16 protein-coding genes are annotated in these 19,416 nt (G+C 60.3%); 14 read left to right on the top strand and 2 right to left on the bottom strand.

Annotated elements, in window-relative coordinates; genetic code table 11:
- The first annotated feature begins 154 nt into the window (after positions 1 to 154).
- The 5 genes from PVE98_RS03415 (at position 155) to PVE98_RS03435 (ending at position 6,458) form a co-directional block, all read left to right on the top strand.
- On the top strand, positions 155 to 1,495 hold the full coding sequence (locus tag PVE98_RS03415) for a TolC family outer membrane protein (RefSeq protein ID WP_227741497.1): 1,341 nt from the start codon (positions 155 to 157) through the stop codon (positions 1,493 to 1,495).
- On the top strand, positions 1,492 to 3,672 hold the full coding sequence (locus PVE98_RS03420; protein WP_096073759.1) for a type I secretion system permease/ATPase: 2,181 nt from the start codon (positions 1,492 to 1,494) through the stop codon (positions 3,670 to 3,672). The genes PVE98_RS03415 and PVE98_RS03420 overlap by 4 nt, the downstream gene beginning before the upstream one ends.
- A complete protein-coding gene (locus tag PVE98_RS03425; RefSeq protein WP_407568544.1) occupies positions 3,669 to 4,889 on the top strand; it encodes an HlyD family type I secretion periplasmic adaptor subunit in 1,221 nt (406 codons plus the stop codon). Before PVE98_RS03420 ends, PVE98_RS03425 begins: the two co-directional genes overlap by 4 nt.
- A gap of 183 nt (positions 4,890 to 5,072) precedes the next feature.
- Positions 5,073 to 5,996, top strand: coding sequence for an agmatinase (gene speB / locus PVE98_RS03430; protein ID WP_048785539.1), 924 nt, complete (start codon positions 5,073 to 5,075; stop codon positions 5,994 to 5,996).
- A gap of 54 nt (positions 5,997 to 6,050) precedes the next feature.
- A complete protein-coding gene (locus tag PVE98_RS03435) occupies positions 6,051 to 6,458 on the top strand; it encodes a YidB family protein (protein ID WP_033752234.1) in 408 nt (135 codons plus the stop codon).
- A gap of 37 nt (positions 6,459 to 6,495) precedes the next feature.
- Here the strand turns inward: PVE98_RS03435 and PVE98_RS03440 are convergent, their stop codons facing one another.
- A complete protein-coding gene (locus PVE98_RS03440; protein WP_033752232.1) occupies positions 6,496 to 7,254 on the bottom strand; it encodes a M48 family metallopeptidase in 759 nt (252 codons plus the stop codon).
- Positions 7,255 to 7,527: 273 nt separating this feature from the next.
- Here PVE98_RS03440 and tkt point away from each other — a divergent pair, with 273 nt between their 5' ends.
- The 7 genes from tkt to PVE98_RS03475 all read left to right on the top strand — a co-directional run bounded on the left by tkt (position 7,528) and on the right by PVE98_RS03475 (position 15,956).
- Positions 7,528 to 9,525, top strand: coding sequence for a transketolase (tkt, locus tag PVE98_RS03445; protein ID WP_102990978.1), 1,998 nt, complete (start codon positions 7,528 to 7,530; stop codon positions 9,523 to 9,525).
- 297 nt (positions 9,526 to 9,822) lie between these two features.
- The gene (gene epd / locus PVE98_RS03450; RefSeq protein ID WP_033752227.1) at positions 9,823 to 10,842 is read left to right on the top strand and encodes an erythrose-4-phosphate dehydrogenase; all 1,020 of its coding nucleotides are present in this window, start codon (positions 9,823 to 9,825) and stop codon (positions 10,840 to 10,842) included.
- A gap of 51 nt (positions 10,843 to 10,893) precedes the next feature.
- Entirely contained in the window at positions 10,894 to 12,057 is a 1,164-nt protein-coding gene (gene pgk, locus PVE98_RS03455) for a phosphoglycerate kinase (protein WP_033752224.1), read from the top strand.
- 104 nt (positions 12,058 to 12,161) lie between these two features.
- Positions 12,162 to 13,241 carry a class II fructose-bisphosphate aldolase gene (gene fbaA, locus PVE98_RS03460; protein WP_048785547.1) on the top strand — a complete coding sequence of 360 codons (1,080 nt, stop codon included), beginning with the start codon at positions 12,162 to 12,164 and terminating at the stop codon, positions 13,239 to 13,241.
- Between the two features lie 209 nt (positions 13,242 to 13,450).
- Positions 13,451 to 14,323 (top strand): small-conductance mechanosensitive channel MscS, encoded by an 873-nt coding sequence (mscS, locus tag PVE98_RS03465; RefSeq protein WP_048785549.1) that lies wholly within the window; start codon positions 13,451 to 13,453, stop codon positions 14,321 to 14,323.
- 126 nt (positions 14,324 to 14,449) lie between these two features.
- Positions 14,450 to 15,073 carry an arginine exporter ArgO gene (gene argO / locus PVE98_RS03470; RefSeq protein WP_033752216.1) on the top strand — a complete coding sequence of 208 codons (624 nt, stop codon included), beginning with the start codon at positions 14,450 to 14,452 and terminating at the stop codon, positions 15,071 to 15,073.
- Positions 15,074 to 15,215: 142 nt separating this feature from the next.
- Entirely contained in the window at positions 15,216 to 15,956 is a 741-nt protein-coding gene (locus tag PVE98_RS03475; RefSeq protein WP_033752213.1) for an oxidative stress defense protein, read from the top strand.
- 99 nt (positions 15,957 to 16,055) lie between these two features.
- Here the strand turns inward: PVE98_RS03475 and PVE98_RS03480 are convergent, their stop codons facing one another.
- Positions 16,056 to 16,961: a LysR family transcriptional regulator ArgP gene (locus PVE98_RS03480; RefSeq protein ID WP_033752211.1), complete on the bottom strand. Its 906-nt coding sequence runs from the start codon at positions 16,959 to 16,961 to the stop codon at positions 16,056 to 16,058.
- Between the two features lie 207 nt (positions 16,962 to 17,168).
- On the opposite strand from PVE98_RS03480, the gene rpiA reads away from it, so the two are divergent.
- Both rpiA and serA read left to right on the top strand, forming a co-directional pair.
- Positions 17,169 to 17,828, top strand: coding sequence for a ribose-5-phosphate isomerase RpiA (gene rpiA / locus PVE98_RS03485; RefSeq protein WP_033752210.1), 660 nt, complete (start codon positions 17,169 to 17,171; stop codon positions 17,826 to 17,828).
- Positions 17,829 to 18,108: 280 nt separating this feature from the next.
- Entirely contained in the window at positions 18,109 to 19,347 is a 1,239-nt protein-coding gene (gene serA / locus PVE98_RS03490; protein ID WP_033752208.1) for a phosphoglycerate dehydrogenase, read from the top strand.
- The last annotated feature ends 69 nt before the right edge of the window (positions 19,348 to 19,416 follow it).

The raw sequence follows: 19,416 nt of genomic DNA on the forward strand, positions 1-19,416 counted from the left end.
CAGGGATGCGCCCCTTTCTCTAACTGACGAGTGGAAAACGATGGATCGGATGCAATCAAGCGCAACATATCGCCGTTCTTTTAAGCTCAGCGTTCTCTGTGCTGGCATCGCTTTTTTTACAACTTCCTCCTCTCTGGCGGCCAGCAGCGACCTGATGCAGTCGGCCAGCCAGATCACCGCCACCGGCCTGGCGCAACAGCAGGATCTCCCTTCATTAACCGGCGAAAGCGCCGAGCCGGCGCTGGCGCGCGTGCCCGACTCCCTGACCATCAATCAGGCGGTGCAGCGGGCGATCCAGTGGCATCCCGATATCGCCGAAGCGGTAGGCAGACTGCTCGAGCAGGCGGATCAGGTGGACGTGGCGAAAGCCAAATACTATCCGCAGATCAGCGGCGGCATGAATAACGGTTACAGCAACAGCTACAGCGAGAAGGGCTACAGCCCCTCGTTCGTGCTGTCGGTCTCTCAGATGCTCTATGACTTCGGCAAGGTCAGCAGCTCGGTGCGCTCCGCCGAGGCGGGCGTCGCCCAGCAGCAGGCCAACGTGCTGGTGAGCATCGACACCGTCGCGCACGACACGGCCGCGGCGCTGGTGCAGGTGCAGGGCTATCAGCAGCTGGTGAAGATCGCCCAGGAGCAGCTATCGGCGCTGATGAAAATCGGCGATCTCGCGCGTCAGCGCAACAATGAAGGCGCCGCCTCGCTCTCCGACGCCACGCAAACCGACGCGCGTATCGAAGGGGCGCGCACCGTGCTGACGCAGTATCAGGCCAACCTCGACCGCTGGCGCGCCACGCTGGCGACCTATCTCGGCTGGCCGCTGGTGAAAAAGGTCAGCGACGATTTTCCCGCCAGCCTGGCGCGTTCCTGTGACGCCGCGAAAAGCGACGACCGCACCATTCCGGCGGTGCTGGCCGCCTGGGCGCAGGCCAATGAGGCGCAGGCGAAGCTGGACAACGCCAACGCGCAGATGCTGCCCACTATTTCGCTGGAGCCGCAGGTGACGCACTACCTCAACAATCACTACGCCAGCAGCGAGACGCTGGATCGCACGCAATATTCCGCCTGGGTCAAAGTCGAGATGCCGCTCTATCAGGGCGGCGGCATGACCGCCAGCCGCAACGCCGCCGCCAACGCGTTGACCGCGGCCAACGCGGCGGTCAATTCGGCGCGGCTGAAGGCGCGCCAGCAGCTAAACGAATCGCAAAGCCAGTCGCAAAGCCTGGCGCTCAGCCTGGCGATTCAGGCGCGGCAGCAGCGGCTGGGGGAGAAAACCCAGGAGCTTTATCAGGATCAATATCTGCAGCTCGGCACCCGCCCGCTGCTCGACGTGCTCAACGCCGAGCAGGAGGTGTTCCAGACGCGCTTTACGCTGCAGCAAACCATCAGCCAGTTGCGCGCGCTGCAGCTCGACTGCCTTTACAGCACCGGCCATATGCGGTCGGCGTTCGCCCTGAATAATCAGCGGATCCAGTCCGTGGAGATCCAGCCATGACGCAAATGCAGCTTCCAGATTCGCCCGCCGGCAAGCCCGAGGGAGCCGAAGGCGGGGTGCCGCTCCAGGGCTGGGCGACAGCCATTATCCTGATCGCCGCGCACTATCGTCTGCCCTGTTCGCCGGGCATGATCCTCGCCGCCAGCGAGTGGCAGGGCAAACAGACGCGCGACAAGGCGTTGCGCCATCTGGCGCGCCAGGCGGGCATGTCGCTGCAGCTTTACCAGGATAATAAGTGGGAGATTAACCACTGGCGGCTGCCGCTGGCGGTGGAGCTGGCGGACGGCCAGGTCGGGGTCATCGTCAGCTTCGACGGCGAAGATGAGGTGCGGGTGCACTTCAGCGGCGACGAACAGCCGACGCCGCTGGCGCTCGGCACGCTGTTGCCCGACATCCGCTTCGCCGCCGCTTTTCGCCCGCTCACCGCCGCCAAAGACAGCCGCGTCGACCGCTATCTGAAGACCATTAAGCCCGACTGGCTGCGGCGCCTGGTGCTGCGCGATCTGCGTCCCTACGGCTACGTAATGCTGGGATCCTTCCTGATCAACCTGCTGGCGCTGGTGGGCATCATCTTCTCGATGCAGGTCTATGACCGGGTGATCCCGGCGCAGTCTTACCCTACGCTCTACGTGCTCTACGGCGGGGTAATTATCTCGGTGATCTTTACCTATATTCTGCGCGTCGGGCGCGATCACGTGACCGATCTGCTCGGCAAGCGCGCTGATATGCGCGTCTCCGATCGGGTGTTCGGCCATGCGCTGCGGCTGCGCAACAGTGCGATTCCGCGATCCACCGGCACCTTTATCTCTCAGCTGCGCGAGCTGGAGGCGATCCGCGAAATGGTGACCTCGACCACCGTCAGCTCGATCGTCGATATGCCGTTTTTCCTGCTGTTTATGCTGGTAATGGCGATTATCGCGCCGCAGCTGGCGTGGATCGCGCCGGTGGCGGTGATCCTGATGATCCTGCCCGGCGTGCTGAAGCAGAAAACGCTGGCGAGGCTGGCGCACCAGTCGCTGAAAGAGTCGACCCTGCGCAATGCGGTGCTGGTAGAGAGCGTGCAGGGGCTGGAGGATATCAAGCTGATGCAGGCGGAGGATCGCTTTCTGCAGCAGTGGAACAGCTATATCCGCATCACCGCGCAGTCCGGCGTGGAGATGCGCAAAGTGATGCACTCGCTGATCAGCTGGGGCGTAACGGTGCAGGGGCTGGTTTATGCCAGCGTGATCGTGATCGGCGCGCCGATGGTGATCAACGGCGACATCACCACCGGCGCTATCGTCGCGGCGTCGCTGCTCTCGTCGCGCATGATCGCGCCGATGGGCACCCTGTGCGGCGTGCTGGCGCGCTGGCAGCAGGTCAAGGCGGCGAAAACCAGCCTCGACGCACTGATGGCGCTGCCGGTCGAGAACAGCAAAGATGAAACCCGCATTCACTGCCCGGTGCTGTTCGGCCACTACCAGTTCAGCGAGGCGATGTTTCGCTACTACAGCGACTCCGCCACTATCGCGCTGCGTATTAAAAGCCTGACTATCAAGCCGGGCGAACGCGTCGCCGTGCTGGGGCGCAACGGATCGGGCAAATCGACGCTGCTGCAGGCGATGATCGGCGGCATGGATCTGGTGGGCGGCGAACTGCGGCTCGACAATCTGAGCCTGCCGCATATCGATCTCGCCGACGTGCGCCGCAACGTCGGCCTGATGACGCAGAACGCGCGGCTGTTCCACGGCACGCTGCGCGAAAACCTGACGATGGGCGCGGCGCACGCCAGCGACGAGGCGATCTTCGCCGCGCTGACGGTGAGCGGCGGCGCGGACTTTATTCGCCGGCTGCCGCTCGGTCTCGATCATCCGGTGATGGAGGGCGGCGTCGGGCTGTCCGGCGGACAGCGGCAGTCGGTGCTGCTGGCGCGCATGCTGCTGCGCGATCCCAATATCGTGCTGCTGGACGAGCCGACCGCCTCGCTGGACGATCACACCGAAAAAGAGTTTATCGAACGGCTCGGTCAGTGGCTCAACGGCCGCACGCTGGTGGTGGCGACACACCGCGCCGCCATTCTTGCGCTGGTAGATCGCGTGCTGGTATTAAAAGAGGGGCAGCTGGTGATGGACAGCCCGAAAGAGAGCGCGCTGCCGCCTGCGCGGCCGGCGCTCAATCGTCCGGAGGATCAGGCATGAGCGAGCTATCGACCAAACTGCGGCTGGTGGCGCCCGAAGCGGAGACCTCAGACGATCTTAACGGCGATCTGCGCTCGGAAGCCTACTACAGCGGCTCGGTGCGCCTGATCGTTATCAGTTTTTTCCTGCTGATGGCGGGTCTGATCTGGGCATGGTTCGGCGTGCTGGACGAGGTGTCGACCGGCACCGGCAAAGTGATCCCCAGCTCGCGCGATCAGGTGCTGAGCTCGCTGGAAGGCGGGATCCTCGCCGAACTTAACGTGCATGAAGGGGATCGGGTCGAGGCGGGGCAGATCGTGGCGAAGCTCGATCCGACGCGATCCGTCTCCAGCGTCGGCGAAAGCGCGGCGCGCTACCGGGCCGCGCTGGCGGCCAGCGCGCGGCTCTACGCCGAGGTGAACGATCAGCCTTTGCGCTTTCCCGACGAGCTGAAGGCCTTTCCCGATCTTATCGCCTCGGAAACCCGGCTCTATACCACCCGACGCGCGCAGTTAAAAGATGCGACGGCGCAGATCCAGCAGTCCCTCGGGCTGGCCAACCGCGAGCTGGGCATTACCCAGCGGCTGGCGAAAAGCGGCGCCGCCAGCAGCGTCGAGGTGCTGCGGCTGCAGCGCGACAAGTCCGATCTGGAGCTGAAGCTTACCGATATGCGCTCGCAGTATTACGTGCAGGCGCGCGAGGATCTGGCGAAGGCGTCGGCGGAAGCGGACAGCCTGGCGCAAACCGTGAAGGGATGCGAAGATACCGTCAGCCGCCTGACCCTGCGTTCGCCGATGCGCGGCATCGTGAAAAATATCAAGGTCACCACCGTCGGCGGGGTAATCCCGCCCAACGGCGAGCTGATGAATATTGTGCCGATGGATGACCGCCTGCTGATTGAGGCGCGCCTCTCGCCGCGCGATATCGCCTTTATCCATCCGGGTCAGAAGGCGCTGGTGAAGATCTCCGCCTACGACTACGCGATCTACGGCGGGCTGCACGGCGTGGTGGAGAGCATCTCGCCCGATACCATTCAGGATGAGGTGAAGCCGGAGATCTACTACTATCGCGTCTTTATCCGCACCGATACCGACTACGTGCAGAACAAAGCGGGACGCCGCTTCGCCATCAGTCCCGGCATGGTCTCTACGGTCGATATCAAGACCGGCGAGAAAACGGTGATGGACTATCTGGTCAAGCCGTTTAACCGCGCCAAAGAGGCGCTGCGAGAACGTTAATGCGATCTCAACAAACGCGTTTCCGGCGCGTCGCGCATTGCAGCGCGCGCCGAACTCCGCAATAATTGCGTAAACTGCGGCAACGCAAACATCCCTTCCTCGTCGGGCTTAACGACGCGGAGGGGATTTTTTTTATCTGGCCTTCACCTGTAACTTAATGCCATGCGGCAGCGAGGATGATTTATGTATAACACCCTGGGCAATCAGTACGACAATTCGCTGGTTTCAAACGCCTTCGGCTTCATGCGTTTTCCGGTCAACTTCCAGCCTTACGACAGCGACGCCGAGTGGGTCATCACCGGCGTACCTTTCGACGCCGCGACCTCTGGCCGTCCGGGCAGCCGTCTGGGACCGGGCGCGATCCGTCAGATCTCCACCAACCTCGCCTGGGAAGGGTGCCGCTGGCCGTGGCAGTTCGATCTGCGTCAGCGTCTCAACGTGGTGGACTGCGGCGATCTGGTTTACGCCTTCGGCGATTCGCAGGATCTCTCTGACAAATTACAGGCGCACGCGGAAAAACTGCTGGCGAACGGCAAGCGCATGCTGACCTTCGGCGGCGATCACTACGTTACGCTGCCGCTGCTGCGCGCCCATGCGAAGCATTTCGGCAAGCTGGCGCTGGTGCATTTCGACGCCCATACCGATACTTACTCCAACGGCCCGACGTTCGATCACGGCACCATGTTCTTTACCGCGCCGCAAGAGGGGCTGATCGATCCGCAACACTCGGTGCAGATCGGCATCCGCACCGAGTTCGATAAGAGCCTCGGCTTTAACGTGCTGGACGCGGCGCAGGTCAACGATCGCAGCGTCGACGATATCCTGGCGGAAGTGAAGCGCACCGTTGGCGATATGCCGGTGTACCTGACCTTCGACATCGACTGTCTGGATCCGGCGCACGCGCCCGGCACCGGCACGCCGGTAATCGGCGGCCTGACTACCGACAAGGCGACCAAACTGGTGCGCGGCCTGCAGGGCCTGAACATTGTCGGCATGGATCTGGTGGAAGTGGCGCCAGGCTACGACCACGCCGATCTCACCTCGCTGGCCGCCGCCACGCTGGCGCTCGATATGCTGCACGTGCAGGCGGCGAACAAAGGCGAATAACCCTTCAATCCGGGCGCACTCGCGCGCCCGGCTGTAACCGTAACGGAGAGCATGATGGGCTTACTTGATGAATTAGTCGGCGCCTTAGGCAACGGCAACGGACGCAATACCTTAGGCGAACTGGAAGCGGTCTGGAACTGGGTGCAGGAGCAGGGCGGGGTGCAGGTGCTGCTGCAGAAGTTCCAGCAGGGCGGCCTGGGCGAAATTTTAAGCTCGTGGATCGGCACCGGCAGCAACCAGTCGGTCAGCGGCGGGCAGCTGCAGTCGGCGTTCGGCGAAGAGGCAATGCAGTCGCTGGCGCAGAAGCTGGGCACCGACGTAAACGGCGCCTCCGGCAAACTGGCGGAGCTGTTGCCGCATCTGGTTGACCGCATGTCGCCGCAGGGCCAGATGGACGATCAAACCCTGCACGACAAGCAGCTCGATCTGGGATCGATGGTCGATCAGCTTTTCAAGCGATAGTTGTAACGCGCGCCGCCGCAGAACGGCGCGCGCCCGCTTATTTCCCGGCGTCCGCCGCGATGCGTTCGCGAATATGCTGCGCGCGCGCCGCGGAATCGGGATGCGAATCAAACAGGCTGCTCTGCTGGCCCTGCTGCATTTTCGCCAGCTTCTCAAAGCTGGTCGCCAGCCCCATCGGATCGATACCGCGTTTCTTCAGTAGATCGTAGGAGTAGTCATCCGCCTGCGACTCCTGGGTTTGCGAGAACTGCGCGTTGACCAACTTTTCGCCCAGATCGCCCAGCTGCGACTGCGACAGCGAGCCGATCACGCCGCCTACGGATGCGGCCGCGGTGCGCGCCGCCGTGGTGCCGAAGGCGACCTGCATCGCCTTGCGCGTGTGACCCAGCGCGACGTGGCCCATCTCATGCCCCAGCACGCCTTCGACCTCGTTGTCGTCCATCATATCCATCAGGCCGCTGTAGACGCGGATGCAGCCGTTAGCCATCGCCCAGGCGTTAACGTCTTTGGTGACGTAGACGCGGTAGTTGGCCGGCGTGCCGTTGATGTTGTCGCCCAGCGCGGCGGCGATTTTGTTCAGGCGCTGCTGGTAGGTGCTGTCGGCGGGCGCGAGCTGGTTCTCTTTATCCATCTGCGCGCAGGATTGATCGCTGAGCTGCTTCACCTGCGCATCGTTAAGGGTGTAGGCCTGAAAGGCCTGCGCGCCCGACTGCAGCAGCGCGTTATTGTCCATGCCTTGGCAGCCGCTGAGCAGCGCCGCGAGGCTGATTGCCATGATGCCTGTCTTGATCGTCATGCGTACATCCTGTGGGTAACAAGGTCAGAAAAGCAGGTATCTGAAAAAGGGTCAGATACGGTAAAGAGTGGGTTATAGCCTGTCGTCGGCCACTTCGCTAGCAGACATTGCCGTAAATGCCAGACGGAGCGGCGACATTTAGCACGGCGCGGCATGTACTTTTGCCCCGATTTTCATGTACATTGATGAGCGACTTTTTCCTTGTTTTGCCCGATAAATCATTAATAACAATGAGTTAAATAGGCGAATCATTAATCCGACCTGGAGTAGAAAATGCCCTCTCGTAAAGAGCTTGCCAACGCCATTCGCGCGTTAAGTATGGACGCAGTACAGAAAGCCAAATCGGGACATCCGGGGGCCCCGATGGGTATGGCAGATATTGCCGAGGTGCTGTGGCGCGGCTACCTGAACCATAACCCGACCAACCCGCTGTGGGCCGATCGCGACCGCTTCGTGCTCTCCAACGGCCACGGCTCGATGCTGATTTACAGCCTGCTGCACCTCACCGGCTACGATCTGCCAATGAGCGAGCTGCAGAACTTCCGCCAGCTGCATTCAAAAACTCCAGGTCACCCGGAATACGGCTACACCCCAGGCGTGGAAACCACCACCGGCCCGCTGGGCCAGGGCATCGCCAACGCGGTCGGCTTCGCCATCGCCGAGCGCACGCTGGCGGCGCAGTTCAACCGTCCGGGCCACGACATCGTCGATCACAACACCTACGTGTTTATGGGCGACGGCTGCATGATGGAAGGCATCTCGCACGAGGTCTGCTCGCTGGCCGGCACCCTGAAGCTGGGCAAACTGGTCGCCTTCTATGACGACAACGGCATCTCTATCGACGGCCATATCGACGGCTGGTTCACCGACGACACCGCGAAGCGCTTTGAAGCCTACGGCTGGCACGTAGTGCGCGGCGTAGACGGCCACGACGCGGACGCTATCGCGAAGGCGATCGACGAAGCGAAAGCGGTGAGCGACAAGCCTTCGCTGCTGATGTGCAAAACCGTTATCGGCTTCGGGTCGCCGAACAAAGCTGGCACCCATGACTCGCACGGCGCGCCGCTGGGCGACGACGAAGTGGCGCTGACCCGCAAGCAGCTGGGCTGGGCGCACGCGCCGTTCGTGATCCCGTCGGAGATCTACGCCGAGTGGGACGCGAAAGAAGCCGGCCAGGCGAAAGAGGCGCAGTGGAACGAGAAATTCGCCGCCTACGCGCAGGCGTTCCCGGAGCTGGCTGCCGAGTTCAAACGTCGCGTCAGCAACGAGCTGCCGGCTAACTGGCAGGAAGAGTCGCAGAAGTTCATCGAGCAGCTGCAGGCGAATCCGGCGAAAATCGCCAGCCGTAAAGCCTCGCAGAACGCTATCGAAGCATTCGGCAAGCTGCTGCCGGAATATCTGGGCGGCTCCGCCGACCTGGCGCCGAGCAACCTGACTATGTGGTCCGGCTCTAAGCCGATCAACGTTGACCTGGCGGGCAACTATATTCACTACGGCGTGCGCGAGTTCGGCATGACCGCTATCGCCAACGGCATCGCGCTGCACGGCGGCTTCCTGCCTTACACCGCGACCTTCCTGATGTTCGTGGAGTATGCGCGCAACGCGGCGCGTATGGCGGCGCTGATGAAGATCCGTCAGATCATGGTCTATACCCACGACTCCATCGGTCTGGGCGAAGATGGCCCGACGCACCAGCCGGTCGAGCAGCTGGCCAGCCTGCGCACCACGCCGAACATGAGCACCTGGCGCCCGTGCGACCAGGTTGAGTCCGCGGTGGCGTGGAAATACGCTATCGAGCGCAAAGATGGCCCAAGCGCGCTGATCTTCTCTCGCCAGAACCTGGCGCAGCAGGAGCGTACGCCTGAGCAGCTGGCTAACATCGCGCGCGGTGGCTACATCCTGAAAGATTGCGACGGTCAGCCGGAGCTGATCCTGATCGCCACCGGTTCTGAAGTCGAGCTGGCGGTCGCGGCCTGGGACAAGCTGAGCAGCGAAGGCGTCAAAGCGCGCGTGGTTTCCATGCCTTCTACCGATGCCTTCGACAAGCAGGATGCTGCCTACCGCGAAGCGGTGCTGCCGAAAGCGATCGGCGCGCGCGTCGCTATTGAAGCGGGCATCGCCGACTACTGGCAGCGCTACACCGGCCTGCACGGCGCGGTGGTCGGCATGACCACCTTCGGCGAATCTGCACCGGCCGAGAAGCTGTTCGAGGTGTTTGGTTTCACCGTTGACAACGTTGTAGCACAGGCGAAAGCGGTGCTGGCATCATAAGCCCTTAGCCTGAAGAGAGAGGGACGCCAACAGGCGTCCCTTTTTTATGGCCGGCTGAATTATTCTTCAAGTAATAGCATGCACATTGGCAAAAATGTGACGTGGATCCAATAATCAGCGGCGCATTTGATCGCAGTCATTCCCGTTATTCCTTCCATGCTTTATTGTAGCTGAACCGTTTCAGTTGGCCGGTTTTTAGCAGCGATTTCGGCGCGGAGCGCGCGAAAATCTCCTGTACAAACCCGCGTGAAACGCTCAGGCTATCGGCACGTTTATTAGCAGGAAGTGGCAGAAAAGATGACCATTCGGGTGGCGATAAATGGCTTTGGCCGCATTGGGCGCAACGTACTGCGCGCCCTCTATGAGACCGGGCGTCGCGCCGAAATTACCGTGGTGGCGATTAACGAACTGGCTGAGGCGGCCGGCATGGCGCATCTGCTGAAGTACGACACCAGCCATGGCCGCTTTGCCTTCGACGTGCGTCAGGAACGCGATCTGCTGTGGGTCGGCGACGATACCATCCGCATTCTGCATCACGCCGCTATTGACGCGCTGCCGTGGCGCGAGCTTAACGTCGACGTGGTGCTGGAGTGCACCGGCGTCTACGGCAGCCGGGCGGACGGCGAGGCGCATCTGCAGGCGGGCGCGAAGAAGGTGCTTTTCTCCCATCCGGGCGGCAGCGATCTCGACGCCACCGTGGTGTTCGGCGTGAACGAACAGGCTCTTAAACAAACTGACCGCATCGTCTCCAACGCCTCCTGCACCACCAACTGCATTATCCCGGTGATCAAGCTGCTGGACGACGCCTTCGGCATCGAGTCGGGCACCGTGACCACTATCCACTCGGCGATGCACGATCAGCAGGTCATTGACGCCTATCACAGCGACCTGCGCCGCACGCGCGCCGCCAGTCAGTCGATTATTCCGGTCGACACTAAACTGGCCGCCGGGATTACCCGTATTTTTCCGAAATTCGCCGATCGCTTCGAAGCGATTGCGGTGCGTGTGCCTACTATCAACGTGACGGCCATCGATCTCAGCGTCTCCGTACGCGAGGCGGTAAGGGCGTGCGAGGTCAACGCGCTGCTGCAAAACGCGTCAGAAGGGGCATTTCGTGGTATAGTTGACTATACGGAATTACCGTTAGTCTCAGTAGATTTTAACCACGATCCGCACAGTGCCATTGTGGACGGCACGCAAACGCGGGTCAGCGGTCAGCACCTGATCAAGACCCTGGTCTGGTGCGACAACGAATGGGGCTTTGCTAACCGAATGCTCGACACGACTTTAGCGATGGCCGCAAGCGGTTTCAGGTAAGGCGCGGTTTGCGCCTGGCAAAACTTATGAGAATCAACGAGAGGGTTCACCATGTCTGTAATTAAGATGTCCGATTTGGATCTGGCTGGTAAGCGCGTTCTGATCCGTGCCGATCTCAACGTACCAGTAAAAGAAGGGAAAGTGACGTCAGACGCACGTATCCGTGCTTCTCTGCCTACCATCGAATCGGCGTTGAAACAGGGCGCAAAAGTGATGGTCACCTCTCACCTGGGTCGCCCGACCGAAGGTGAATACAACGAAGAATTCTCCCTGCTGCCTGTTGTTAACTATCTGAAAGAAAAACTGAACGGTACCAACGTTACCCTGGCGAAAGATTATCTCGACGGCGTGGAAGTCGGCGCGGGCGAGCTGGTGGTGCTGGAAAACGTTCGCTTTAACAAAGGCGAGAAGAAAGACGACGAAGCGCTGTCTAAAAAATACGCCGCGCTGTGCGACGTCTTCGTGATGGACGCTTTCGGCACCGCGCACCGCGCGCAGGCCTCGACGCATGGCGTCGGCAAATTCGCGCCGATCGCCTGCGCAGGCCCTCTGCTGTCAGCCGAGCTGGAAGCGCTGGGCAAAGTGATGAGCAACCCGGAGCGTCCGCTGGTAGCGGTGGTCGGCGGCTCAAAAGTATCGACCAAATTCGACGTGCTGCAGTCGCTGGTGAAAATCGCTGACACCGTTATCGTCGGCGGCGGCATCGCCAACACCTTCGTCGCTATCGACAACAACGTCGGCAAATCGCTCTACGAGCCGGACTTCGTCGAAGCGGCCAAAGGTCTGCGCGACCAGTACGGCATTCCGGTTCCGACCGACTCACGCGTCGGCACGGAATTCTCTGAAACTGCGCCGGCAACGGTGAAAAAGGTTTCCGAAGTCGCGGATAACGAAGAGATTATGGACTTCGGCGACGAAACCGCGCAGGCGATGGCGAAAGTGTTGAAAGAAGCCAAAACCATTCTGTGGAACGGTCCGGTCGGCGTGTTCGAGTTCCCGAATTTCCGTAAGGGCACCGAGATCGTGGCGAACGCCATTGCCGACAGCGAAGCCTTCTCTGTTGCAGGCGGCGGCGATACCCTGGCGGCTATCGACCTGTTCGGCATTGAAGACAAAATCTCTTACATCTCTACCGGCGGCGGCGCGTTCCTGGAATTCGTCGAAGGCAAAAAACTGCCTGCGGTCGCCATGCTGGAAGAGCGTGCTAAGCAGTAATCCTTTGGGGGCGACGCCTGGCGCGTCGCCTGAAGACTTGCCCCGTTGGGCGTTTAAAGCGCTGTCCCCACAGGGGATAGTCGGTCACGAAACAGGACACAATCATGTCTAAAATTTTTGATTTCGTTAAACCCGGCGTTGTCACTGGTGATGACGTTCAGAAGATCTTCCAGGTAGCGAAAGAGAACAAATTCGCGCTGCCAGCGGTAAACTGCGTCGGCACCGACTCAATCAACGCCGTACTGGAAGCCGCTGCGAAAGTAAAAGCGCCGGTTATCGTCCAGTTCTCTAACGGCGGCGCCGCGTTTATCGCTGGTAAAGGTTTCAAAACCGACAAGCCGCAGGGCGCGGCGATTTTCGGCGCCATCGCAGGCGCGCACCACGTTCACCTGATGGCTGAACAGTATGGCGTGCCGGTTATCCTGCACACCGACCACTGCGCGAAGAAACTGCTGCCGTGGATCGACGGTCTGCTGGACGCAGGCGAAGCGCACTTCCAGAAAACTGGCAAACCGCTGTTCTCTTCTCACATGATCGACCTCTCTGAAGAGTCGCTGGAAGAGAACATCGAGATTTGCAGCAAGTACCTGGCGCGCATGGACAAAATGGGCATGACGCTGGAAATCGAGCTGGGCGTGACCGGCGGTGAAGAAGATGGCGTGGACAACAGCCACGTTGACGCTTCTGCCCTCTACAGCCAGCCGGAAGACGTAGACTACGCCTACACCGAGCTGAGCAAAATCAGCAAGCGCTTCACTATCGCCGCCTCTTTCGGCAATGTGCACGGCGTCTACAAGCCGGGCAACGTTAAGCTGACCCCGACCATTCTGCGCGACTCGCAGAAATACGTTTGTGAAAAACATGGCCTGCCGCACAACGCGCTGGACTTCGTTTTCCACGGCGGTTCCGGTTCTTCCGCAGCGGAAATCGAAGAGTCGATCAGCTACGGCGTGATCAAAATGAACATCGATACCGACACCCAGTGGGCAACCTGGGACGGTATTCTGCAGTACTACAAAAAGAACGAAGAGTACCTGCAGGCGCAGCTCGGCAACCCACAGGGTCCGGACAGCCCGAACAAGAAATACTACGATCCGCGCGTCTGGCTGCGTGCGGCGCAGGCCTCAATGGTCGTGCGCCTTGAGCAGGCTTTCAAAGAGCTGAACGCTATCGATCGTCTGTAATCCGCCTCGCGGGTTAATAGCGCAGGCCAGATCTTCGGATCTGGCCTTTTTTTATGCCGCTGCTGGGCTTTTTCGCCTAAATTTGCAACAAATTCAACGCAGATTTGGCATATCCGCCGAATGTTGTTTACCCTTGATAGCTGGTTTGCCGGAATTTTCTGGCTGTGATTTGATCTTCCCGGCAGGGAATTCAACAACAGGGCTCTCAAATGGAAGACTTAAACGTCGTAGACGGCATTCATAACGCCGGCGGCTGGCTGGTGCGCAATCAGGCGCTCATTCTCAGCTATGCGGTCAATATCGTAGCGGCTGTGGTTATCCTTATCCTGGGGATGATTGTGGCGCGCATTATCTCAAGAGGCATCAACCGGGTGCTGGTAGCGCGTCATATCGACAAAACGGTGGCGGACTTTCTGTCGGCGCTGGTGCGCTACGGCGTTATCGCCTTCACCCTCATCGCCGCCCTGGGGCGCATCGGCGTGCAGACCGCGTCGGTTATCGCCGTGCTGGGCGCCGCCGGTCTGGCGGTCGGTCTGGCGCTGCAGGGCTCGCTCTCTAACCTGGCGGCGGGCGTGCTGCTGGTGACCTTCCGTCCTTTCCGCGCGGGCGAGTTCGTCGATCTCGGCGGGGTGATGGGCACGGTGCTCAACGTGCAGATCTTTTCCACCACGCTGAAGAGCGCCGACGGTAAAATCGTCGTGGTGCCGAACGGTAAAATTATTGCCGGCAACATCGTCAACTTTTCACGCGAACCGGTGCGTCGCAACGAGTTCATTATCGGCGTCGCCTACGACGCGGATGTGGATGAGGTAATTGCGCTGCTGGAAGAGGTGGTTAAAAGCGATCCGCGCGTGCTGCAGGATATGGGCGTGCAGATCGGCCTCAACGAGCTGGCCGCCTCGTCGCTCAACTTCGTGGTGCGCTGCTGGAGCAACAGCGGCGATCTGCAGAACGTCTACTGGGATCTGCTGAAGAACTTCAAGCGCGCGCTGGACGCGAAGGGCATCGGCATTCCTTATCCGCAAATGGACGTGCATCTGCATCGCGTCAGCCAGCCTGACGCGGAAGCGAAAGCAGAATAACCCTCTCAGGACGGCGCCTGCGCCGTCCTTATTAATCTACCTAATAGCAGATTAAATCTTTCAATTTCCGCTAATAACCCCGCCTCTTTATACTCCTTTGCATCTCGCTGATGTAAGGAAAATGCCGTGTTATCAATGTATTTACAGGGGCTTGCTCTTGGCGCTTCGCTGATTCTGCCGCTGGGGCCGCAGAACGCGTTTGTGATGAATCAGGGCGTTAAACGCCAGTACCATTTAATGACGGCGTCGCTCTGCACGCTGAGCGATATCGCGCTGATCTGCGGTGGCATCTTCGGCGGCAGCGCCTTGCTGCATCAGTCGCCGCTGCTGTTGATGCTCATCACCTGGGCCGGGGTGGCTTTTCTGCTGTGGTATGGCTGGAATGCGCTGCGTCGCGCCTTTAGCGGCGATGTCGATCTGGCCAGCGACAGCGAGCTTAAGCAGAGCCGCTGGCGCATTATCGCCACCATGCTGGCGGTCACCTGGCTTAATCCCCACGTCTATATCGATACTTTCGTGGTGCTGGGCAGCCTGGGCGGACAACTGCCGACGCAGGAAGCGCGCCGCTGGTTCGCGCTGGGCACCGTTAGCGCGTCGGTGTTCTGGTTCTTTGGGCTGGCGCTGATGGCGGCCTGGCTCTCGCCTCGCTTGCGTACCGCCAGAGCGCAGCGTGCGATCAATCTGCTGGTCGGCGCGGTGATGTGGATTATCGCCAGCCAGCTGGCGCTGCAGGGAATAGCGAATTTCTGATTTGAATTGTCCTAAAGCGGCAGAACAGGATAAGCAAAACGCGAACTTTTGCGGTATAACACGCTCTTAGCAGTGCATACTATTCCGTTCAGGCTCTGGCCTTTGATGCCGCAGCAAAACAGAGATTCCAAGGAGGACTTTCGTGAAACTGAAAGCACTGGCGCTGGTCGCCATGACAGGCGCTTTGGCGCTGCCGTTAAGCGCATTAGCCGACGAACTGCCGAACGGCCCGCATGTCGTGACCTCTGGTCAGGCGACCGTCGATGCGCGTCCGGATATCGCCACGCTCTCTATCGTGGTCAACGTCTCCTCTAAAGACGCTGCGGACGCGAAAAAGCAGGCCGACGACCGCGTCGCGCAATATTTTGATTTCCTGCAGAAAAACGGCATCGAGAAGAAAGATATCGATGCCGCTAACCTCAGCACGCAGCCGGAATATGACTATACCAAAGAGGGCAAGTCGGTGCTGAAAGGCTACCGCGCGGTGCGTCAGGTGCAGGTGACGCTGCGTCAGCTGGATAAGCTGAACGAACTGCTGGACGGCGCGCTGAAAAGCGGCCTGAACGAGATCCGCTCGGTCGAGCTGGGCGTCACCAATCCCGACAGCTATAAGGCGCAGGCGCGCAAGGCGGCGATTGATAACGCGACGCAGCAGGCCGCAGCGCTGGCGGAAGGCTTTAACGCGAAGCTTGGCCCGGTTTACAGCATTCGCTACCACGTGGCCAACTATCAGCCGATGCCGATGGCGCGCATGTATAAGGCCGCCGCGCCGGCTGCGGATACCTCCGCGCAGCAGACCTACGAGCAGCAGAGCATTCACTTCGACGATCAGGTGGATGTGGTCTTCGATATCAAGCCGAATGCGGCAGGCACGCAGCAGTAATGGAAAAGGGGCGCTAAGCGCCCCTTTTTTTGGACATACGTCAGATAACAAATAAATCAAACGCGGGTAGCGTGCGCTCCTTGCTTAAGGCGCGCTTGCTCAGGCCGCTAAATCATCCTGGCGCAGCACGCGATGGCCGTGGGAGATCAGCGCGTCGGTGACGCGGCGCATCAGGCGGCTCTCCGGCGCAAAGCGGTGCCAGTAGAGCATGCGGCGCTGACACAGGCCCGGCGTTAAATCGAGCAGTTCGCCGCCCGCCAGCTCGCGCTCAATCTGCAGATGCGGGATCATACAGCAGGTCGACCCCTGACGCGCCAGCTGCACAAAGGCTTCCGAGGAGTTAACGATATGGCAGGGCACGCTGCCGGGCGACAGATCGAAATTCTGCTGTAAAAAGGCCTGATGCATATCGTCGAGATGGTCGAAAGCGACCGCTGGCGCCTTGAGCAGCGCCGAGCGGGTGACGCCGTTGGGAAAGTAGCGCGCGGCGAACTCCGGCGAGGCGACGAACAGATAGTCGAGCGCGCCAAGCTGATCGACCAGGCAGCTCGGCAGCGGCTGCGGCTGAATACTGACCGCGCCCACCACTTCGCCGCGGCGCAGCCGTTCCTGGGTGCGGGTTTCATCTTCGACCTGCAAATTAAGGCGCACTGGCGAGTCCGCCAGCACATCTTTCAGCGCAGGCAGTAGCCAGGTCGCCAGACTGTCGGCGTTAACCGCCAGCGACAGCAGCAGCGGCGTGGTGCCGCCGTTCTCGTCGCTCAGCCACTCCTCTTCCAGCAGCTCTACCTGATGCAGCAGCGCCAGCAGCTTCTGTCCCTGTTCGGTGGGGCGCGGCGGCACGGTGCGCACCAGCAGCGGCTGGCCGAACAGGTTCTCCAGCTGCTTGATACGCTGCGATACGGCCGACTGCGTAATGCATAATTTCTGTGCGGCGCGCTCAAAGCCGCGTTCGCGAATCACTGCATCCAGCGCCTGAAGCGTTCGATAATCGGGGCGTTTCATTGTTGTTCTCTCTCCTTCAGGGTGGACGATACTATGCCACAAAATATTCATCTGGCGCGCGTCGAAGGCGCTTTCCCTGCGCCGCGCGTCGCCTTTTTTGCGGGCTGGCTTCCAAAGCGATCACGCCAGCGGAAACAGCCGCGCACATTCGGCGGGCGTTGCTTTATACTACGCGCACTTCGTTGTCGCACAGGTTTTAAACATATCATGACCCAGGATGAACTGAAAAAAGCCGTAGGCTGGGCCGCACTGAAATATGTGCAGCCGGGTAGTGTGGTCGGCGTCGGCACCGGCTCCACCGCCGCGCACTTTATCGACGCGCTCGCCACCATGAAACATCAGATTGAAGGCGCGGTCTCCAGCTCGGAAGCGTCGACGCTCAAGCTGAAGGCGCTCGGGATTCCGGTCTTCGATCTCAACGAGATCGACGATCTCGCGATCTACGTCGACGGCGCGGATGAGATCAACCCGCAGATGCAGATGATCAAAGGCGGCGGCGCGGCCCTGACGCGCGAGAAGATCGTGGCGGCCGTCGCGCGCAAGTTCATCTGTATCGCCGACGCCTCGAAAGAGGTGGACGTGCTGGGACATTTCCCGCTGCCGGTCGAGGTGATCCCGATGGCGCGCGCCTTCGTCGCCCGCGAGCTGGTTAAGCTCGGCGGCCTGCCGGAGTATCGCCAGCATGTCGTTACCGATAACGGCAATATTATTCTCGACGTGCATAACCTGACGATCCTCGATCCCGTCGCGCTGGAAAAAAGCATCAACGCGCTGCCCGGCGTAGTCACCGTCGGCCTGTTTGCTACGCGCGGCGCCGATATCGCCCTGATCGGCACGGCGGACGGCGTAAAAACCATCGAAAAATGATCTGTCCGGCGCGCTAAACGCGCCGGTTATTTCCCTGCGCAAAACATCTTTTCTTTCGCTGCCTAAATTCGGTGACTTATGTCACATAACCGTCATCCACAGCAGGTTCGTTCTTTGTTCGTCGTTCAGCTCCCGATTTTGTGCGGCAATGTGCTGGCCTCAGGCTTGCCCATGCTGGGCGCAAGGCAATCGGTTGTATTGCCGCAGGCGTAAATTTTGATATTTTGACAGAAGGCGCGCTTATGGCGGCCATTGTTGAAATCACAATAGGGTCGGGGAAATGGCAAAGGTATCACTGGAAAAAGACAAGATTAAGTTCCTGCTGGTGGAAGGCGTTCACCAGAGCGCGCTGGAAAATCTGCGCGCGGCGGGTTACACCAACATCGAATTCCATAAAGGCGCGCTGGATGACGAAGCGCTGAAAGCCTCCATTCGGGATGCGCACTTCATCGGCATCCGCTCCCGCACCCAACTGACGGAAGAGATTTTCGCCGCGGCGGAAAAACTGGTCGCCGTAGGCTGTTTCTGCATCGGCACCAACCAGGTCGATCTTAACGCGGCGGCGACGCGCGGCATTCCAGTGTTCAACGCGCCGTTCTCTAATACCCGCTCGGTCGCCGAACTGGTTATCGGCGAAATGCTGCTGATGCTGCGCGGCATTCCCGAAGCGAATGCCAAAGCGCATCGCGGCATCTGGAACAAAAACGCCGTCGGCTCGTTTGAGGCGCGCGGCAAAAAGCTCGGCATCGTCGGCTATGGCCATATCGGCATGCAGCTTGGCGTACTGGCGGAAAGCCTGGGCATGCATGTTTATTTCTACGATATCGAAAACAAACTGCCGCTCGGCAACGCCACGCAGGTGCGTCATCTCGCTGACCTGCTGAATATGAGCGACGTGGTGAGCCTGCACGTGCCGGAAACCCCCTCGACGCAGGATATGATCGGCGCGCAGGAGCTGGCGCAGATGAAGAAGGGCGCGTTGCTGATCAACGCTTCGCGCGGCACCGTGGTCGATATTCCGGCGCTGTGCGACGCGCTGGGGAGCAAACACCTGGCGGGCGCCGCGATCGACGTCTTCCCGCTTGAGCCGGCGACTAACAGCGAACCCTTCAATTCGCCGCTGTGCGAGTTCGATAACGTGATCCTGACGCCGCACATCGGCGGATCCACCCAGGAGGCGCAGGAGAATATCGGTATCGAAGTGGCAGGCAAGCTGGCTAAATATTCCGATAACGGCTCAACGCTCTCGGCGGTCAACTTCCCGGAAGTGTCCCTGCCGATGCACGGCGCCAGCGCCAGCCGTCTGCTGCACATTCATGAAAACCGTCCGGGCGTGCTGACGGCCATCAACCAGATCTTCGCTGAGCAGGGCATCAACATCGCTGCGCAGTTCCTGCAAACCTCGCCGATGATGGGTTATGTGGTTATCGATATCGATGCGCCGCAGGATCTGGCGGACAAAGCGCTGCAGCTGATGAAGGCGATTCCGGGCACCATTCGCGCCCGTCTGCTCTACTGATTCCGCTTTACTGAAACCGGGCCGTCTGCCTTTTTCACAGACGGCCCGTCTGTTTCCGCCTCTGGCTCA

The organism is Pantoea sp. GABEPS69 (assembly GCF_045780835.1).
Classification (GTDB): Bacteria; Pseudomonadota; Gammaproteobacteria; order Enterobacterales; family Enterobacteriaceae; genus Pantoea; species Pantoea septica.